At 45.4% G+C, this 19,032-nt stretch carries 12 protein-coding genes and 1 tRNA gene; 2 read left to right on the top strand and 11 right to left on the bottom strand.

The features are described from left to right. Positions 1-39: 39 nt before the first annotated feature. The 6 genes from I6E26_RS02455 to I6E26_RS02430 all read right to left on the bottom strand — a co-directional run bounded on the left by I6E26_RS02455 (position 40) and on the right by I6E26_RS02430 (position 12,640). The gene (locus I6E26_RS02455) at positions 40-3,099 is read right to left on the bottom strand and encodes a type I restriction endonuclease subunit R (protein ID WP_235320248.1); all 3,060 of its coding nucleotides are present in this window, start codon (positions 3,097-3,099) and stop codon (positions 40-42) included. Beyond that, positions 3,092-4,354, bottom strand: a complete 1,263-nt coding sequence (locus I6E26_RS02450) for a hypothetical protein (RefSeq protein WP_235320247.1) — start codon at positions 4,352-4,354, stop codon at positions 3,092-3,094. The genes I6E26_RS02455 and I6E26_RS02450 overlap by 8 nt, the downstream gene beginning before the upstream one ends. Positions 4,355-4,364: 10 nt before the next feature. Next, positions 4,365-6,458, bottom strand: coding sequence for a type I restriction-modification system subunit M (locus I6E26_RS02445; protein ID WP_235320246.1), 2,094 nt, complete (start codon positions 6,456-6,458; stop codon positions 4,365-4,367). Between the two features lie 26 nt (positions 6,459-6,484). Beyond that, complete coding sequence (locus I6E26_RS02440) at positions 6,485-8,146, bottom strand: AAA family ATPase (protein WP_235320245.1); 1,662 nt, start codon at positions 8,144-8,146, stop codon at positions 6,485-6,487. Between the two features lie 188 nt (positions 8,147-8,334). Further along, entirely contained in the window at positions 8,335-12,117 is a 3,783-nt protein-coding gene (locus I6E26_RS02435) for a phosphoribosylformylglycinamidine synthase (protein ID WP_235320244.1), read from the bottom strand. Between the two features lie 46 nt (positions 12,118-12,163). Beyond that, positions 12,164-12,640 (bottom strand): YhcH/YjgK/YiaL family protein, encoded by a 477-nt coding sequence (locus I6E26_RS02430; RefSeq protein ID WP_235320243.1) that lies wholly within the window; start codon positions 12,638-12,640, stop codon positions 12,164-12,166. A 261-nt stretch (positions 12,641-12,901) separates the two neighbouring features. Here I6E26_RS02430 and I6E26_RS02425 point away from each other — a divergent pair, with 261 nt between their 5' ends. Both I6E26_RS02425 and I6E26_RS02420 read left to right on the top strand, forming a co-directional pair. After that, positions 12,902-13,381 (top strand): Lrp/AsnC family transcriptional regulator, encoded by a 480-nt coding sequence (locus I6E26_RS02425; RefSeq protein WP_235320242.1) that lies wholly within the window; start codon positions 12,902-12,904, stop codon positions 13,379-13,381. After that, positions 13,378-14,562, top strand: coding sequence for an aminotransferase class I/II-fold pyridoxal phosphate-dependent enzyme (locus I6E26_RS02420; protein ID WP_235320241.1), 1,185 nt, complete (start codon positions 13,378-13,380; stop codon positions 14,560-14,562). The genes I6E26_RS02425 and I6E26_RS02420 overlap by 4 nt, the downstream gene beginning before the upstream one ends. A 97-nt stretch (positions 14,563-14,659) precedes the next feature. Here the strand turns inward: I6E26_RS02420 and I6E26_RS02415 are convergent. From I6E26_RS02415 to I6E26_RS02395, 5 genes are all read right to left on the bottom strand, one after another. Continuing rightward, positions 14,660-14,748 (bottom strand) — tRNA-Ser (locus I6E26_RS02415). 43 nt (positions 14,749-14,791) lie between these two features. Further along, complete coding sequence (locus tag I6E26_RS02410) at positions 14,792-16,153, bottom strand: TolC family protein (RefSeq protein ID WP_235320240.1); 1,362 nt, start codon at positions 16,151-16,153, stop codon at positions 14,792-14,794. Between the two features lie 34 nt (positions 16,154-16,187). Then, positions 16,188-17,465 (bottom strand): MlaD family protein, encoded by a 1,278-nt coding sequence (locus I6E26_RS02405; protein ID WP_235320239.1) that lies wholly within the window; start codon positions 17,463-17,465, stop codon positions 16,188-16,190. Further along, positions 17,462-18,208, bottom strand: a complete 747-nt coding sequence (locus I6E26_RS02400; protein ID WP_235320238.1) for an ABC transporter ATP-binding protein — start codon at positions 18,206-18,208, stop codon at positions 17,462-17,464. The genes I6E26_RS02405 and I6E26_RS02400 overlap by 4 nt, the downstream gene beginning before the upstream one ends. Before the next feature lie 18 nt (positions 18,209-18,226). Then, entirely contained in the window at positions 18,227-18,997 is a 771-nt protein-coding gene (locus I6E26_RS02395) for an MlaE family ABC transporter permease (protein ID WP_235320237.1), read from the bottom strand. Between the last annotated feature and the right edge of the window lie 35 nt (positions 18,998-19,032).

Raw genomic sequence — 19,032 nt, 5'->3', positions numbered from 1 at the left:
TTTATTTTTTTAGAATCAACATAATTTCTGTTTTAGCCATCACTTTTCTTCTCCTTTACTACTATAAGTATCAACTTCTTCCGCTACATTAAGTTCTATAGTTTTTTGCTTAAACTTAGGATAAATCACGTTTTTCTTGCTCTTAAGCTCATTATATACATCACTGGCAAAAATCCCCAACACCCGACGCTTAATCTCATCATTATCCAAAAGCAGGCTGAAGAAGTCCTGATTCTGCTCTAAACCTTCCACTAAGGCATCGTCAATATTATCGAAATAAGCAAACTCAAAGTCTCTTTCAGTGTTATTTTGAGCACTTGCTCGCAGCTTTTCAGATTTCATCATGATATCCTTAATCTGCAACATTGCCTTGACTGCAACGTCATTGTCGTAGTTTTTGCCTGTTCTGCTGTTGATTTCTGCAATAATCTGTGACAGACGTTCAATCTTTGCAGGAGTAAGGTTAAGAGATTCAGCGGTTGGCAGATGAACAATCGGATCAGCTTTATGCTTAACATTTGCAAACTCTCCGCTCTTTTTCTGCACAAAGTTATCTGCCTTGATTTTGCCGGTCAGGTCAAAACCGCCACCTGAATGTCTTACTTTCAGATACGTCTGCAAGTAAGACAAGAACTTATATTTCTTATGAATATCCAAGTCCTCGAAGCAGGTTGCCTGCACCAAGAACTCATAACAGCGGATGAAATGGCGGATTGCCATATGGATTTCCTTCTGCGTCTGCTCGTCATTATTCTTTTCGATGACGTTTTTGGCTTTCTGCAGGAAAAAAGTCATTTTCTTTTTGTCCGCAGCGGTAACCTTTTCTTTGTACAGAAGCGTATTGAAGTCCTCTACATCGCCGGGATCAAGGAAGAAATAGCCGTCGATTTTCGCGCTGATATCATAAATAGAACGCGGGTTAATGCTATTGGACAGCAAAGTCACAGTGTAGTATTTGCTGAAAGCCTTCTCAATATCCGCATAATCATTAGCAAAGTCCAGGACAAAAGTTTTCTTGTCAAAGGGCGGACAGATACGGTTCAGTCGGGATAAAGTCTGCACTGCATTTACGCCACGCAGCTTTTTGAGCACGTACATAGCACACAGCTTCTTCTGGTCAAAGCCGGTCTGATATTTATCTGCTACCAGCAGTACCTGATATTCGTCCTTATCAAACTCTTTAGGCAGGTTCTTTTCAGCAATACCGTTCATGCCTACTTCGGTATATTCCTTGCCGTCAATGGTAACCTTGCCAGAAAAGGCAACCAGTGCTTTCAGCCCGGTATAACCTTTGCGATTGATATAATCCTCAAAGGCCTGTCGATATTTTACTGCACCGGCACGCGATTCCGTAATGACCATAGCCTTAGCCTGACCGTTAAGCTCCTGCATGACGTTCTGGCGAAAATGCTCGATGATAACCTCAATGCGTTGCGAGATATTTGTTTCATGCAGCTGCACGAAGCGGGCAATCTGGCGCTTGGCATCATTCGTTTTCATTTCCGGATCATCTTCAATCTCTTTGTTGATACGGAAGAAGGTATCGTAAGTGATATAGTTCTGCAGTACATCAAGAATAAAGCCTTCTTCGATAGCCTGCTTCATGGAGTAAATATGAAAGGCTTCATACTGTCCCTGCTCATTTACCCTGCCGAAAAGCTGCAGAGTAGTCGGTTTCGGCGTAGCGGTAAAGGCGAACATCGACACATTAGGCTGCTTGCCGTTGCGCTGGATTTCATCGGTAATAATATCTTCAACATCAACATCGGTTTCCACTTTACCGGAGCCAAGCGACTTGGTAATCGCCGCCATGTTCTTGCCGGAGGTAGAAGAATGGGCTTCGTCAATGATTACCGCAAAGTGCTTATTCTTCAAGCCTTTGACGCTATCCACGATATAGGGGAACTTCTGAATCGTCGTTGCAATAATCTTGGTGTTACCGCCAAGCGCATTGGCAAGGTCAGTAGAGTTGCACTGGTCGTCCATCACGCGGATAAGGCCTTCCTTGTGCTCAATACCAAGTACCGCCTGCTGAAGCTGTCTGTCGACTACTACGCGGTCGGTACAGATGATGATATTGTCAAAGATAATCTTGTTGTCTGCACTATGCAAAGACGCCAGACGATGTGCAAGCCAAGCAATCTCGTTCGTTTTGCCGGAGCCTGCACTGTGCTGCAGAAGATAGTTCAGGCTGCTGCCATGCTCCTTAACATCGGCAAGCACCTTGCGCAGCACATCAAGCTGATGATAGCGAGGGAAGATAACTGTTTCATTCTTCTTCACCTTGCCGTTGGCATCTTCTTTTTCGCTGACCTCGATAAACATGAACTTGCCAAGGATTTCCAGCAGGCTGTCCTTTTGCAGGATATCGTCCCACATATAATGAACGCTGTATTCATCTTCCAAAACAGGGTTGCCGGCACCGACCTGAATACCTTCACCACATCCCATATTGAAGGGCAGGAAGAAGGTACTGCTGCCGCTGAGCTTGGTACACATATAAACCTGTTCCAAATCCATAGCGAAGTTTACCAAGGAACCGGCCTTCCACAAAAAGAGGCGGTCTTTAGGATTGCGCTCCATACGATACTGATAGATGGCATCCTGATAGGACTGTCCTGCGGCATTACATTTCAACTCGAAGGTGATGATTGCAAGGCCATTGAGAAAGATTACCAGGTCAATGCGTTCATCATTGCTTGCCCAAACCTCTTCGGAGACGGTAAAGATGTTCTTATGATACAAAGCGTTAAGCTCCTTGTTGAAGGTCGTTGCAGGCTTCGTATACATCAAATCCAGATGAATGTTGGCCAGCTCTACGCCATGCTTAAGCACATCAAGACGACTGCCGTTCGCCCTCGTTTCCTGCTGGTTGATAAAGGCAATAATGGTATCTTCAGCTTTTTCCTTATAGATTTTGCGCAAAGCCTCCATTTTTTCCGGCTGGGTATCATCAAGGAAAGTAAACAATGCCTTACGGTTCATCGCAAAAAGGCGGTCGAACTCCGCTCCTGGAGCTTCTGCGTACCCACATTCCGGCTTTACAAGCTGGTCGATGATATAACGCTGATATTCTTTTTCTGAAAGGATGTTATTCATTTACAGGAACCTCCTTCTTGCCGGTAACGTATTCGTAGATGAGGGACTTTTTGTAGTCGGCAAGGATATCGAGCTGGCGCTTTTTGTCAGCGATAAGAGAGTCGATTTCGGAGCATTTGGAATCGAGGAAGTCTGCAATTTGCTGTTGTTCTGCTAAAGGTAATTCAAATAATGGTACTAAAGCAAAATTTGAAAAGCGCAAATCCTGACCATCGCGAATAAAATTACATGTTCCTTGTAATGCATTAATATATCTAGCAGACTTAAACAACCACTTATAATACTTATGGCACACTTCTTTCTGAGCTTTCAATACAACATAATGCCAAGTAATACAGCCCGTAATCTCACTCATTTCCAAACCACCCTGAAAACTACGCAAACTTATGATGAAATCATTTGGTTCAACGTGTTTCCATTTTTCTAATCCTTGTGTAGCTAAAACTATCTGAGCATTTTCTTTAGCTGTATAATCCTTTTGTGTTATAATGCCATATTTTTGGCTTGCAGTTAATTGTTCATCGCCAGTCTGACGCCTAATATCAGAATTAGCAAACAAATACTTCGACGGAATTACCTTCCAATGCATAGGAATCTTAGGAAGCCATTTAATACCGCTGTCCTTCATTTCCACATCAGGATTCAGCCCTTTGGTAACCGCTTCGGTAATAACAGATTTCTTATACTCCTCCAAAAGAGAAATTTCCTTTTGGATATCTTCAGAGGTCGCGTCGATTTCGGAGCATTGAGTGTCGAGGTAGCTTACTATTTCCGTTTGTTCATCATAACTAGTCGTTGGATAAGGTAACTCTGCTAATTTGTTCCAACGCAAATCACAAGACCGTACTCTAATACCAGAAGCTAATGCAACAAAAACATTGCTAAACGCCATAGAACGCAAATAATACATCAAATATCGCTTATTGTATTTTGAATTAAGTACATTTAAAACAGGAGACGCTTTTCCACGAGAATCAGAAATTCCTATAGCACCCGCAAATCCATCCATACCATGAACTACTAAATCTCCTACATCAATACCTTGATAACCTATTTCCTTATCAGACAACGTAAAACCATCTTCTCTACGATTTGATCTAAGAGTAACTTCGCCATCTCTAAAACAAGTAATTACACCATCGTCATCTTTAACTGGTTTTTGTAAGTATTCCAAAACATACTTACCTTTTATGATTTCCCAATCCTTCGGAATCTCCCCAATCCACTCAATCCCGCTATCCTTCATTTCGCGCATTCTCATCACCTCATTTCATCAGGCGAGCAACACGCTCATTCACAGCCTTGTCGATTGCCAAAAACTCCGCCAGAAGCTCTGCACTGGGCCTAGGTGCCTGGTATTTATAGAAGTAGCGGGTGAAGGGGATTTCCGCACCGGTTTTAATTACAGGCTTCTTCTTCGTCAAATTCTCTTCCCAGAACCACTTGGCATCAGGAATATGCGGCAACACCTCTCGCGCCATATAGGTTTCAATATCCTCGGTGTATTTCACAAGCTCTGTATCCTTGGTTTCCTTGTCGTAAATAATGTTGCCTTTTTTATCCCGCTGGATTTCCGCAGTCTTATCCATAACGGAAAGTCCGTCCATGATTTTCTCAAAGAGTTTTTTATCAGCCAAATCGCCAAGAACAGCTTGCAGCACCGGTGTAAATGCTTTAGGCGAAAGCCATTTTTTATCAGCAATATGCTCCTGCAGCTTCGCCATAATAGCATCATAAACAGGCTTCGTAGCATAAAAAGCCTGCAGCTTGTTCTGGTCTTTACCACTCAAAGCATTGCCTTTTTCCTCGTATTCTGCAACCTTAGCTTCATCCCATAAGCCTTTCAGCGCCCCCTTCTGCAGCATACGCTCAATGCTTGCTTCCGTAATGGAATAGCTCCGCTGCAAAGGCTGCATAACAGCATACTCACGGTACATAAAATCTTCGTTCTTAAAAATCTTGCTGTATTCGCTGTCAGCCTTGTCAAAATCAGTATACAGCTTGGCAATCTGCGCTCTGTCCTCGGGAGAGAACTCGTTTTTCTTGTTGCCCACAGGCTTACGCAGCTTGTGGTAAATATTCGTCGCATCTATAAGCTGCACATAACCCTTGCGCTCCGGGCGTTTGTTTTTGGATATAATCCACCAGTAGCTGGCAATGCCGGTGTTGTAAAACAAATCCGTCGGCATAGCAATGATAGCTTCCAGCAAATCGTTCTCCAAAATCCAGCGGCGAATCTGGCTTTCACCGGATGCTGTGCCGCCGGTAAAAAGCGGTGAGCCGTTTTCGATAATCGCAGCACGGCCAACCTTTTCATCCAGCTTCGCAATGGCGGACTGTAAAAACAGCATCTGCGAATCACCACCGCCGGGCAAACCTGCACCCCAACGACTGTTTTCCTTGGCGTATTCCTTGTTTACAGCTTCTTCCTGTCCTGCCTTTGCGTCCTTACCGCTCCAGGGAGTACCAAAAGGCGGGTTCATCAGCACGAAGCGCATCTTGGTATCAGCAGAAGGATCCTCCTTAAAGGAATCCGCATGTACAAAATTAGTTGCATCTTGGCCTTTAATCAGCATTTCCGCCATGCCCACAGCCCAAGAAACACCCATAAACTCCACGCCGAACAGCTTAACATCGGCAGTAGGATTATAATGCTTAAAATAACTGTACGCCGTACTCAGCATACCGCCAGTTCCTGCTGCCTGGTCACAAATGGTAATCAGCTTGTGGTCATCAAAAATATCGTCGCAGCCTTCGGAAACAAGCAAAGATACGCCCAGCTTAACAATATCACGACCGGTGTAAAACTGACCGGCATCTACGTTCTGGAAGAATCTGCCGATAAGATTCTCGAAGATATACCCCATCTTAATGCTGTCAAAGCTCTCAACGGACAAATCCAGTTCAGAGAAGGCTTTGACCGTATTGAACAGGCAACCGCCTTCATCCATCTTCTTGATATGGGTTTCCATATCGAGGTTATTCAAAATATCCTTAATATTATCGGAAAAACCCTGAATGTATGCCTTGAAGTTTTCCGCAATGTGGTCGGCATCGTTGCACAACTCCTGCAGAGTAAACTCGCTGATATTATAGAACTGATAGCCGGAAAGCCTATACATAGCCTTAGCAGGGTAATTAGGGTTCTCATTGTATTTTGCTACAACAGCAGCCTTAGTCTTTGCCAAAGCGCACTCAAAACGGCGGATAATCGTCATAGGAATAATAACATCACCATACTTATCCGGCATATACGTGCCACGCAGCTTATTGGCAATACTCCAAATAAAATTCGCCTCTGCAGTTATATCAACGGGATTATCATCCCAAAGCACATCTATTTTCTTGATGTCAGTCACGTTAAAACCTCCACATAGAATTTTAGTTAATATCTTCTTAGACAGACATGTTTGCCACAAAAAGCCACACCGTATTTCCATACCTTGTCAATATCCTGCTCAGAAAACATAACAGCATATTCCCGGCTTTCAATCTGTTCTGCTGCCGCTTCCGCCTTTGCTGGCAGGTCCGCCTTATTATCAGCTTTTTTAAACTCCAGCAGTACGCCGCAGACATTTTTATTGCGAGGCACAAGGGCCAAATCAAACCGTCCGTAGCCACTCTCCCAGTTGGATTTTACGATATACCTGTCACGCAGCAAGACGCACATTCCCAGCATTAAGCCATGATAAAAACTTTCACCATTGGCCGTATCGTGATAGCTGACCAGATTGCGCAACAATCTCGACAATTCCGCCTCAAAGACTTCCGCATTCCCTGTCAGCATGGCCTGCAACATGTTCCTCAGCTCACTTGTGCCTCGGTATCCGTTCATATACTGCATAACTTCACGTGCAAATAAAGTATAAATTTCCTTGTTGGGAATCGCCATCTCAACTACACGCCCGAACATATCGATTTCTTCCCCCATGACCTTCAAATAGCCGGTTGTCAGCAACATGGTATACAAATCATCCCTGTTCCTGCCAATATCGGTATATACCACGCCTTCCTGCAAAGGCTTGGCCACATTGCCGCCCTCCAGTAAATGCTGCAGTTCCGCCCGGCTGCCGCCGTCCAAATCCTGCAACAGATATTTGATAATGCCATTTTCCGATGTATTTACCCAATAGGCCCCCAGCTTGCAATCATTTTGAAAATACTTTATGACTGACCAGGGATTATATATTTCCTTGCCGCCAAACAAATAGCCGTCATACCACTCTTTCAGTTCCGGCAGCTTATCCTCTCTGTCAAGCTGTGCAGCAATTCCCTGCACCTCATCAGGTGTAAAGCCAAAAACATCACCATAATCATTTTCCAACACCGAGCATACATGCAGATTATTCAAGCCACTGAAAATGCTCTCTTTCGTCACACGCAGCACCCCTGTCAGCACTGCAAACTCCAAATTCTTGTTCGACTTCAACAATTTACTATAAAATGGCCGCATACATACAATCATTTCATCATAAAATCCATGCTCCCAGGCATACTGCACCGGTGCATCATACTCATCAATCAGCACAATTGGCTTTACGCCATAATAGCGGCACAAATACTCTGACAGGCGGCTTAGACTCATGGCAAACTCTGCCACCATATATTCATCGGCCTGCTTAATCTTCTCAAAATACCCTTTTTCATCCTCAGACAAAACATCAGCTTCCAGCAAAAAGGAAAACTGTTTATATAAATCAGACAGCATAGCCCGCAGCATGCACATAGTTTTCTTAAAATTTCCTACCCCCATATCTTTCAGGGAAATAAAAATCACAGGATATTTACCCTGCTTTTTCGTATAAAAATCTCCGGCTTGGACTATCTTCAAACCATCAAACAAATTGCCGCCTGCAGCATTTATATCGAAAAACTCCTGCAGCATGCTGAGCATCAATGTCTTGCCGAACCTTCTCGGCCTAGTGATTAATGTCACCTGTGCATGATAATCTATCAGCGATTTGATAAAATGCGTCTTATCGACAAAATAATAATCTTCCTCCCTGAGCATTCTGAAATCATCTATTCCTATTGGCATCCTGCACATAATAACACCACCTTCACCATAAATTTTATCACATCAACACAATTATTAATAGCAATTTACATACCGCCTTCAGCAAAATGCAACATACAAAAAGATAAATTGGCAACAAAAAACCGCAACCAGACCTTGATAGGCACTGACACCTTATCCAGACCGATTGCGGTTTCTTAGTTAATTCAATTTAATGCTTACAGCTTGTAATATGCTACACCAGCTTCGAAGATCTTCTGATCCTGTTCACCTGGTACATTCATAGCTACAGAGCCACCGATACGCTCGGAGTGGCCCATCTTGCCCAATACACGGCCATCAGGGCTGGTAATACCCTCAATAGCATTGATGGAGCCATTAGGATTAAATGGCATCTCCATAGTAGGATTGCCTTCCTCATTAACATACTGAGTAGCAATCTGACCGTTAATTCTCAGCTTAGCCACAACCTCCTTGTCAGCAAAGAAGCGTCCCTCACCATGAGAAATAGGAATAGTGAATACATCACCAGGACGTACATTGTTGAACCAAGGAGACAGATTGGATACAACCTTGGTGCGAACCATGCAGGAAGCATGACGGCCAATCTGATTGTGAGTCAGAGTTGGAGAAGCAGCATCCAGATCCCGAATCTCACCGTATGGAACCAAGCCCAGCTTAATCAAAGCCTGGAAGCCATTACAGATACCCAGCATCAGACCATCCCGCTTCTGCAGCAGCTCATGAACAGCCTCCTTGATACGAGGGTTACGGAACATAGCTGCAATAAACTTGCCGGAACCATCTGGCTCATCACCGCCACTAAAGCCACCTGGCAGCATAACAATCTGGGATGCCTTGATACCCTTAACAATAGCCTCTACAGACTCCTCTACAGCCTGTGGAGTCAGGTTGCGGATAACCAAGGTCTCTGGATCGCCGCCTGCTCTGCTGAAAGCTCTGGCAGTATCATATTCACAGTTAGTGCCTGGGAATACAGGAATGAAAATCTTTGGCTTGGCGATGCCAACCTTTGGCGTAACTCTATTGCCACCAGTGTAGATATACTCGCTGGCAGTTTTCTTCTCCCCTACCTTTACCTTGGTTGGGAAAATCTTCTCCAATGGAGAGGTATAAGCCTTCTTAGCCTCAGCAAAGCCAATAACAGCCTCACCAGCCACAATATTGCTATTCTGAGTAGTAGTACCCAGCTCATAGCAGCCAGTACCAGCCAAGGCCTCCTTAATATCGGAATCAGGAGCAACCTCCAGAATCAAAGCACCGTAGTCAGCCTTGAACAAATCCTCCATAGATGGCTTGGTATTGAAGCGGAAGCCAATGCCGTTACCCAGACACATCTTGGTAATAGCAGCAGCAGTACCACCCATACGAACACTGGAAGCAGCAAATACCTTCTTGGCAGCAATGAAATTGCTTACCTTCTCGTAGGTATCCCGCAGCTTGCGGAAATCAGGCATTGCCAGCTTGTCCTTTGGCATTGGTACATAATAAACCTTGCTGCCAGCCACCTTAAACTCAGGAGAAAGGGCATTATCTGCCTTCATAACATCCACAGCAAAGGAGGTCAGAGTTGGTGGAACAGTCAAATCCATAAAGGTACCAGACATGGAGTCCTTACCGCCAATGGCAGGAATCTCCAGCTGATGCTGTGCCCAAAGAGCACCCAGCAAAGCAGCAAATGGACGGCCCCACTTTCTGCTATCAGTTCCCAGGCTCTCAAAATACTCCTGGAAGGTCAGGCGAATCTTATCCGCACGACCGCCCAGAGCTACCATCTTGGCTACAGACTCAATAACAGCATACATAGCACCGTGGAATGGGCTCCACTCCATGAGATATGGATTGTAACCATAGGTCATAGCAGTAGCTGTAGTGGTTTCTGCCCCAATAACAGGCAGCTTAGCCACCATACCCTCAGTAGGAGTCAGCTGGTTCTTGCCACCGAAAGGCATAAGAACGCTGTTACCGCCAATGGAGGAGTCAAAGCGCTCAGCCAAGCCCTTCTGGCTGCATACATTCAAATCCTTCAAGTTCTCCAGCCATGCTTTCTCCAAATCAGGAGCCAAAGCGGCTACCTTGCCAGGAATATGGTCTAAATAGCAAGTCTCCTTAGCAGGAGTTTCCACAACTACATTGATATGCTGCTTGACACCATTGGTATCCAAGAAATCACGGCTCAGGTTTACAATGGTATTCTGGCGCCAGTTCATAACCAGACGACGGTTATCTGTAACAACAGCTACCACAGCGGTTTCCAGATTCTCCTCATCAGCAGCCTTGCAGAATGCTTCTACATCCTTCTTGTTAATAACAACGGCCATACGCTCCTGAGACTCGGAAATTGCCAGCTCAGTACCGTCCAAGCCCTCGTACTTCTTCTTAACAGCATCTAAGTCTATTACCAGGCCATCAGTCAGCTCGCCAATAGCAACAGAAACACCGCCTGCACCAAAGTCGTTGCAACGCTTAATCATACGGCTGATTTCTGCATTGCGGAACAAGCGCTGAATCTTCCGCTCAGTAGGAGGATTACCCTTCTGAACCTCTGCACCGCAGGCAGTCAAGGACTCCAGAGTATGCTCCTTGGAAGAACCAGTAGCACCGCCACAGCCATCACGGCCGGTACGACCGCCTACCAGCACAATAACATCCTCAGTGGTAGGAACTTCACGAACTACATTTACCTTTGGTGCAGCTGCAATAACAGCACCAATCTCCATACGCTTAGCCAGGAAGCCCTCATGATATACCTCGGAAACCTGACCAGTAGCCAAGCCAATCTGATTACCATAGGAGCTATAGCCTGCTGCTGCCCCCAGAGTAATCTTCTTCTGTGGCAGCTTGCCCTTCAGGGTTTCGCTAATAGGACGGCGTGGATCTGCCGCGCCGGTAACACGCATGGCCTGATATACATAGGAACGGCCAGACAATGGATCGCGGATAGCACCGCCCAGACAGGTAGCAGCGCCACCAAATGGCTCAATCTCAGTAGGATGGTTATGGGTTTCGTTCTTGAACATAACCAGCCATTCCTCATTTTTGCCACCAATATCTGCATTAACCACAATGCTGCAAGCGTTGATTTCCTCGGACTTGTCCAAATCCTCCAGCTTGCCCTGCTTCCGCAGTGCCTTCATGCCAATAACAGCCAGATCCATCAGGGTAACATCACGATTCTGGCCAGCATAGAGATCCTTTCTATCTGCCAAATACTGATCATAAGCCTTGCGGATAGGTTCTGCATAATAGCCATCCTCAATATCCACCAAATCTACAGCTGTGGTAAAGGTAGTATGACGGCAATGGTCTGACCAGTAGGTATCAATTACCCGGATTTCGGTAATGGTTGGATCCCGCTTCTCAGTATCTCTGAAATACTCCTGACAGAATTTCAGATCCTCAAAGCTCATGGCAAAACCTCTGGCATCCATGAAAGCATGGAGAGCAGCCTCATCCATAGTGGTAAAGCCCTCCAGCAGCTCTACATCAGCTGGAGCCTGGAAGTTCATATCCAGAGTCTCTGGCTTTGCCATGGAAGCCTCACGGCTTTCTACTGCGTTAATATAGTAGTTCTTGATTTTCTCCACATCTGCAGCAGAAACATCCCCTACCAGAACTACAACTCTGGCTGTAGCAATTTTTGGACGCTCCTTCTGAGTTACCAACTGTACGCACTGAGCAGCAGAATCTGCGGTCTGGTCATACTGGCCTGGCAGATATTCCACTGCAAACATGGTAGAATTTGGGAAGGTTGGCAGCTCCTCTTCATAAACCACATCCACAGGAGGTTCAGAGAAAACGACAGCCTTTACCTGGGCGTATTCCTCATCGCTAAGGCCCTCAATATCATAACGATTGAACAGGCGGACAGCCTTCAGCCCGGACAGTCTGAAGCTCTCTACCAAGTCGTCATGCAGCTGCTGGGCGGGGATGTCAAAGAAGCCCTGACGCTTTTCCACAAAAATTCTTCTTACACTCATTGATCTGCCTCCAATATCTATAATAAAAAAACAAAGCTAGCTAATATTATCTCATATGGTCTATGGCAATTTTTACTACCACCTTGGTAACCTGTTGCGGGCCTCCCTCTGGTGAACCACAAGGCCGATGCACATCGGTGGGATAAAGCACAGCAAAATCTCCTGCTGCTAATTCGATGCCGCTGATAGGAATCAAATTATCAAAGAAAACAATATCCTTCTCCTGGTCATAAGGATCGCATACCTTCAGCTCAGGACTCATAGGACACCAGCCCATTTCCTCCCGACCGCTGACAATATACTGAACATCTACATAACGACGATGGGCCTCTGGCTTGCCGCTATCTGGCTCTCTGGTTTCGTATCTCTGTAGAATCGCCACGCTGTCCTCACCATGAATGGGATATTTACCATCCTCCATGGTGGTAAAATCATGGCTGCGAAGAAACTCCAATGCTTCTCTAACGGCCTCTGGGTATCTGCCAAAGCCGGAAGCTGCCTCCTTCATATTTCCAATAATCAATTTCATCTACTCCTTTGGAAAACCTTTTCCATCATCTCCAAAAAAAAGACTATACCAAGGATATTTTATACAAAAATCCCATATTATGCAAATTATATCAGAGGTAAATTACAAGGAAAAATATTTTGCAGAAATTCTAGGATAAATCAATATAATTTAATATATTTTCTTCTCAAAAGATTAATCTTTTTCTTTTCATTTGCAATTTTTTCTTTTATATGGTATAAAGATTAATACTATTGAAAAAAGGAGCGATGAAAAATGCGTGAATTGTTAGAGCTTTTGGAACATGATGCCCGTCGGCCAGCCGGTGAGCTGGCGGCCATGCTGCACCGCAGCGAATATGAGGTTGAACAGCAGATGCGTCAGCTGGAGCAGGACAAGATTATCCTAAGCTACAACACCCTGATTAACTGGGAAAAAACCGGCAGCGACACCGTAACCTCCATTATCGAGGTAAATCTTACCCCTCAGAGAGAGACAGGATTTGATGCCATTGCGGAACGCATCTATCGCTTTGACGAAGTACGAACTGTTTATCTCATGTCTGGCAGCTTTGACCTGCTGGTAATCATTGAGGGTAAATCCCTACAGGATGTGGCTAATTTCGTAGCTACCCGCTTGTCCACCATTGAAGGGGTTACCCAGACTCGCAGTCATTTTATGCTGAAGTCATACAAAAAGGATGGCATTATTATTGAGGATAAGGAACAAGATCGAAGGCTGGTGATGACTCCATGACAGAAAATATAGATTGGCAGAAAAGAATTTCTCCTGTAGTACAGGCTATACCTCCATCTGGTATTCGACGTTTTTTTGATATTGCTGCCGAAATGGAGGATGTTATTTCTCTAGGCGTAGGAGAGCCGGATTTTGTTACTCCTTGGTCCATTCGAGAAAGCTGTGTCTACGGTCTGGAGCAGGGCTATACCTCCTATACTGCCAACCGTGGTCTTTGGGAACTGCGAGAGGAAATCTGCGCCCTGCAGAAGCGCAATTTCAATATTGACTATGATCCCAAGACCAATGTACTGGTTACAGTAGGTGTCAGTGAAGCCCTGGATATTGCCATGCGGGCTATTCTCACTCCTGGGGATGAGATTCTTATCCCAGAACCTTGCTACGTTTCCTACAAGGCCTGTGCTTCCCTAGCCGGTGCTGTAGCTGTAGCTGTACCAGCCAAAATCGAAAATAATTTCAGCATTACCCCAGCAGATTTGGAGGCTCATGTTACCAACAAAACCAAGGCTCTCCTCATTGGCTATCCTAACAATCCTACTGGTGCTATTCTCACCAAGGAACAGCTGATGGATATTGCCAAATTTGCCCAGGAACACGATTTGATTGTTATTTCCGATGAAATCTATGGTGACCTGACCTATGGCGGGGAACGCCATGTATGCTTTGCTGGTCTGCCTGGTATGAAGGATAGAACTATTCTTCTCAATGGCTTCTCCAAGGCCTATGCCATGACTGGCTGGCGCATTGGCTATGCTATGTCCAACCCGGCCATTATTTCTGCCATGACCAAGATACATCAGTACACCATGCTGTGTGCTCCTATTACCGCCCAGATTGCTGCGGTAGAGGCTCTTCGTCACGGTGAGAAATACATGAAGAAAATGGTTTCTGAATACGACAAGCGCCGCCGCCTTATTTATGATGGTCTTACCAATGCTGGCCTGAAGTGCTTTGAGCCAAAGGGAGCCTTCTATATCTTCCCAGATATAACCTCCACCGGCCTTACCTCTGAGGAATTTGCCGAACAGCTTCTTATGAAGGAGCATGTGGCACTGGTACCAGGTACTGCCTTTGGTCAGTGTGGCGAGGGCTATGTACGCTGTTCCTATGCCACCTCCGTAACCAAAATTTCTGAGGCCATTGCCCGCATTGAACATTTCGTACAACACTGCAAAAAATAACTTAAATTTCCAAGGCCATGCCTGCTTCTATTGCTGGTATGGCCTTTAAAATTACGCACAAAAAAGGACTGCCTCGGCAGTCCTTTTAATTTCTCTATGGCGGAGAGGGTGGGATTCGAACCCACGGTGCCTTGCGACATCACTGGTTTTCAAGACCAGCTCCTTAAACCACTCGGACACCTCTCCATAGCCATATCAGTTTAACAAAAAATCATCTATCTGTCAAGATTTACTTAGCAGCTTCCTGTGGCAGAGCCAGCTTGCTAACATCCAGGTCAACCATAATGCCCATAGCCTTATCCAGAGCAGCCTTGCTGGAATTATAGTTATAGAGGGCAGTATAATAATTGGTCTGAGCCTGAGCCAGCTTTTCCTCGGCATCCATAACATCCAGATTGGTACCTACACCAGCCGCATAGCGAACCTGGGCAATCTTATAATCCTCCTGAGCCTTATCCACAGCAACCTGGGTAGTATTAATGCTCTTCTCCGCAGCCTTCAGATTCAGATAAGCAGTACGAACCTCCAAATCACCAGACTGACGGGTATTCTCCGCAGCAGCCTCAGCCTTGGCTACAGCAGCCTTAGACTGGTTTACCTTGGACTGGGTAACATTATTGTCCCAAATATCCCAGGACACTACCACACCAGCAGTCCAATTATTGTTATTCTGATAACGCGGGTCAGTTTCCTCGGAACCAAATGGAGAATCACCAGCCCAGCTCTTGGAGGCCTGAGCACTTACCTTTGGCATATAGCCAGCTTTAGCCTGCTGTACCCCAGCCTCAGCAATAGCCACCTGATAATCTGCTATCAGCACATCAGGGCGGTTGCTGCGGGCATAGGCAGTGCACTCTTCCAAAGGAATCTCATAAACATTGTAATCCAGACTATCGGTAAGATTCAGCTCTGTATCAGTAGGCAGTCCCATAACGTTGTTCAGGCTGGCAATAGCCACATCATAGCTATTCTTGGCATTAATGAGATTCTGCTCTGCATTGGCCATCTGCACCTGAGTTCCCAGCACATCGGATTTAGCTACTGTACCTACAGTGTACTGAGCATTAACATTTTTCAGATGTTCAGTCAGGGTATTTACGGAATCCTGAGCTACCTTAATCTGATTCTTGGCCTGCAAAGCCTGATAGTAAGCACTCATGGTGGCAGCCTTTACCTTCTGCTTGGAAAGCTCCAACCCCAGCTCATTGGCATTCATAGCCAAATCTGCTGCCTTGATGGCACCCTCCAGCTGACCGCCGGTATAAATAGGCATGGTCAGGCTAAGAGTATTGCCATAGTTACGGCTCAAACTCAGCTTATCGTTGTATTTGCCACCCATCTTGGTAGCTGTGCTCTGCCAGTTCACAGTAGGGCCAAAGCTGCGGCGAGCCTGATGGCGGGCCCATACAGCACTATCGTATTCAGCCTCCTGCTGTTTGATGCTGTAGTTATTATCCAAGGCAGTACGAACACTTTCCTCCAAGGTCATGTCCACAGACTCTGCCATAGCGGCACTTGCCATAGTTGTGGTCATCAAACCGCCCAGCACAAGGGCTGTCAGCTTTTTCATATAATTCTTTTTCAACTTCATTTCCTCCTACATATACATCTATCAACCATTTATACTAAAAGCTTCGGCGCAGACCGAAATATGTTGCTCTGGTATCAGCTTTATTTATATCATTAACCTGGGTAAAAATATAGGTATCCTTGGCAATTTCATACTGCAAACGGGATTTCAGCTTGAAATCATTGGGGTCATAGCCATCTACAGACAGCTGCAGCTTGTTGCCCCCCATATCCAAGCCCAAACCAGCTTTGCCATCAATAACTCCGGCTCTCGCCCCTAGACTGCCATTGTACATACCGCCCTGTAGATTGAAGTGATTGTCCTCTCCAATATCATTCAGGCCCAATCTTAGCAGGCTATTTTCTGTAGGGCGGATATCCACCCCCATATTAGTCTGCCAGCGATCTTCCTTGCCACTGTACATGGTTTCCAAGCCAGCATTAACCTCAATATTCGAAACGGTATTCATCATATCGTCAGCCCGCTGACTAACATTGCGTACATTATGCAGAGTAGCCTTCAAATCATCAGCCACCTGAGGATCTGTTACTACTCCCTCCAGGGAAGCGGCCATATTATCAATGCGCTTGCTGGTGGCAGAAAGATTAGCAATAGCCTCCCTCAAATTAGCTCCGGTTTCTCCATTGCCATTAAATGTTGCTACCAAAACCTCCAAACTATCAGCAGTCCGCATCAGGCTGCCTGTCATGTGATTCAAATTCTGAGCCATCTGGCGAATATCTCCCTGATTAACCTGAGCCATATTGGCCAAGGTTGCTGTCAGGCTATCTATGTTGGCAGTAATATTGCGCATATTTATGGATACTTCCTTCAAAGCCTGCTGAGTATCCTTATCTCCCAATAGCTGATTCATGGAATCCAGCAGTGTTTGTACCTTCAAAACAGCATTATTCATATTGGCCATCATATCATCCATAGTAGTCTCCTGCAAACCATAGATAAAATCCCCTGGCCCATAGCAATCCTCAAAATTGGCATCCTTATCTGGCACAATATTGATAAACTTGCCTCCCATAACACCATTGGCAGTAACAATTACAGTGGATTTACGAGGAATCTTTACCTGGCTGTCTATATGCACAGCAGCCACTACCCCAACACCAGATGGCTCCACACTATCTACCTTGCCTACAGCCACACCGGCATAGCATACATCATTGCCGGAGGTCAGTCCCACGGCCTGAGGAAATCCTATGCTAAGGCTATAGCCCTGACTGCCACCTAGCTTTATGCCACTAAGCATTACCATGATAGCAATCAGCAGTCCCAATCCCAGCAGGGTAAAGGCTCCTACCTTGGCTTCCAACTTCATTCTGCTTGCTCCCTTCCCATGTACATACGCTGCATAAAGCTCTGCACTCTTTCATCCTTGATATGACAGAAATTCTGCACTGTATCTATTGCTATTAGCTCCCCTTCATAAATCATGGCTATTCTATCTGCAATATTGCAGGCACTAACCATATCATGGGTAACTACCACACTGGTAGCCTTTTGCTTTTTCTGAGTTTCCTTCATCAGCTCATCAATCTTCACTGTAGTAATAGGATCAAGACCAGAGCTAGGCTCATCATAAAAAATAATCTTGGGGTCAAAGGCTATGGCTCTAGCCAGCCCCACTCGCTTTTTCATACCACCAGACAGTTCTCCTGGCATGGTGGATTGAATCCCTGGCAAGCCAACCTGCTCCAGCTTGCGGGCTACAATAGTCTGAATTTCCTCCTCAGACAAATCCGTATGCTCCCGCAGGCCAAAGGCCACATTCTCCCCCACTGTCATGGAATCAAAGAGAGCAGAATACTGAAAAACCATGCCCATATTCATCCGCAGTTTATCCAGCTCTGCCTCCTGCATATGGGAAATAGCCTGTCCCATAATGTAGATTTCGCCACTGGTAGGCCTATCCAAACCAATAAGGAGCCTTAGCAGGGTACTTTTACCAGAACCGGAGCCACCTATAATAGCCAAGGTTTCTCCCTCACGGATTTCCATATTTATATTTTTGAGAACCTGCTTTTCGCCAAAGCTTTTACAAACATTTTCTATTCTAATCATATAGTTCTCTATCCTTTATTAATAAAGCATCCAGGACAAAATCACGTTCAACAAGAAAATGATAATAATAGAGGTAACCACAGAACGAGTGGTAGCCATACCTACACCCTGAGCCCCCTCTGGTGCCCTCATGCCATAGTAACAGCCTACTGTAGCAATTACCATGCCAAAAACCACAGCCTTGATAAGACCACCAGAAAAATCAGCTCCATCTGCATACTGCTCAATGGAATGCCAATATACATAATTGGAGATGCCAAAATATTCTTTGGACACCAGCCAGCCACCCAAGACACTAATCAAATTGCCATATACTGTCAGTAAGGGCACCATAACCATACAGGCCAGCATCCTTGGGCCAGCTAGATAGCCCACTGGATTTACAGCCATACAGCGCAAGGCATCTATCTGCTCTGTTACCTTCATGGTACTGATTTCCGCTGTCATGGCAGAACCAACCCGTCCAGCGGTTACTACACCGACCAGCACCGGCCCCAGCTCTCTACCAGTGGCAATAGCAATAACGCCGCCTACGGTAGACTCGGCACCAAATTGAATCATTTCTCCTGCCATCTGCAAGGTCATAACCATACCCGTAAATAAAAGTGTCAAAGACACAATAGGCAGGGTATCTACTCCTAGATGGGACATCTGCTGCAGAATATGCTTAGGCCGCAGCTTTTTGGGCAGCTGCTTGAAGATTTCCCAAAGCAGCAAGGTCATATCCCCCACCAAAAATAACAGCTTCAGCACCCAACTGCCTATATATTCCAAAAATCGGATAAACATATTGTGTTTTCCTCCATATAATTCCAAACTACCTT

Source organism: Anaerovibrio lipolyticus, assembly GCF_021531495.1.
Taxonomy (GTDB): domain Bacteria; phylum Bacillota; class Negativicutes; order Selenomonadales; family Selenomonadaceae; genus Anaerovibrio.
Note: the sequence above shows the minus strand (reverse complement) of the source record. Positions and strands in the feature narration are given on the sequence as shown.

What these genes read in the sequence shown, in the direction of transcription:
- I6E26_RS02455 (WP_235320248.1), bottom strand. Translation starts at nt 3,099, where the DNA reads ATGAATAACATCCTTTCAGAAAAAGAATATCAGCGTTATATCATCGAC.
- I6E26_RS02450 (WP_235320247.1), bottom strand. Translation starts at nt 4,354, where the DNA reads ATGCGCGAAATGAAGGATAGCGGGATTGAGTGGATTGGGGAGATTCCG.
- I6E26_RS02440 (WP_235320245.1), bottom strand. Translation starts at nt 8,146, where the DNA reads ATGTGCAGGATGCCAATAGGAATAGATGATTTCAGAATGCTCAGGGAG.
- I6E26_RS02435 (WP_235320244.1), bottom strand. Translation starts at nt 12,117, where the DNA reads ATGAGTGTAAGAAGAATTTTTGTGGAAAAGCGTCAGGGCTTCTTTGAC.
- I6E26_RS02425 (WP_235320242.1), top strand. Translation starts at nt 12,902, where the DNA reads ATGCGTGAATTGTTAGAGCTTTTGGAACATGATGCCCGTCGGCCAGCC.
- I6E26_RS02420 (WP_235320241.1), top strand. Translation starts at nt 13,378, where the DNA reads ATGACAGAAAATATAGATTGGCAGAAAAGAATTTCTCCTGTAGTACAG.
- I6E26_RS02410 (WP_235320240.1), bottom strand. Translation starts at nt 16,153, where the DNA reads ATGAAGTTGAAAAAGAATTATATGAAAAAGCTGACAGCCCTTGTGCTG.
- I6E26_RS02405 (WP_235320239.1), bottom strand. Translation starts at nt 17,465, where the DNA reads ATGAAGTTGGAAGCCAAGGTAGGAGCCTTTACCCTGCTGGGATTGGGA.
- I6E26_RS02400 (WP_235320238.1), bottom strand. Translation starts at nt 18,208, where the DNA reads ATGATTAGAATAGAAAATGTTTGTAAAAGCTTTGGCGAAAAGCAGGTT.
- I6E26_RS02395 (WP_235320237.1), bottom strand. Translation starts at nt 18,997, where the DNA reads ATGTTTATCCGATTTTTGGAATATATAGGCAGTTGGGTGCTGAAGCTG.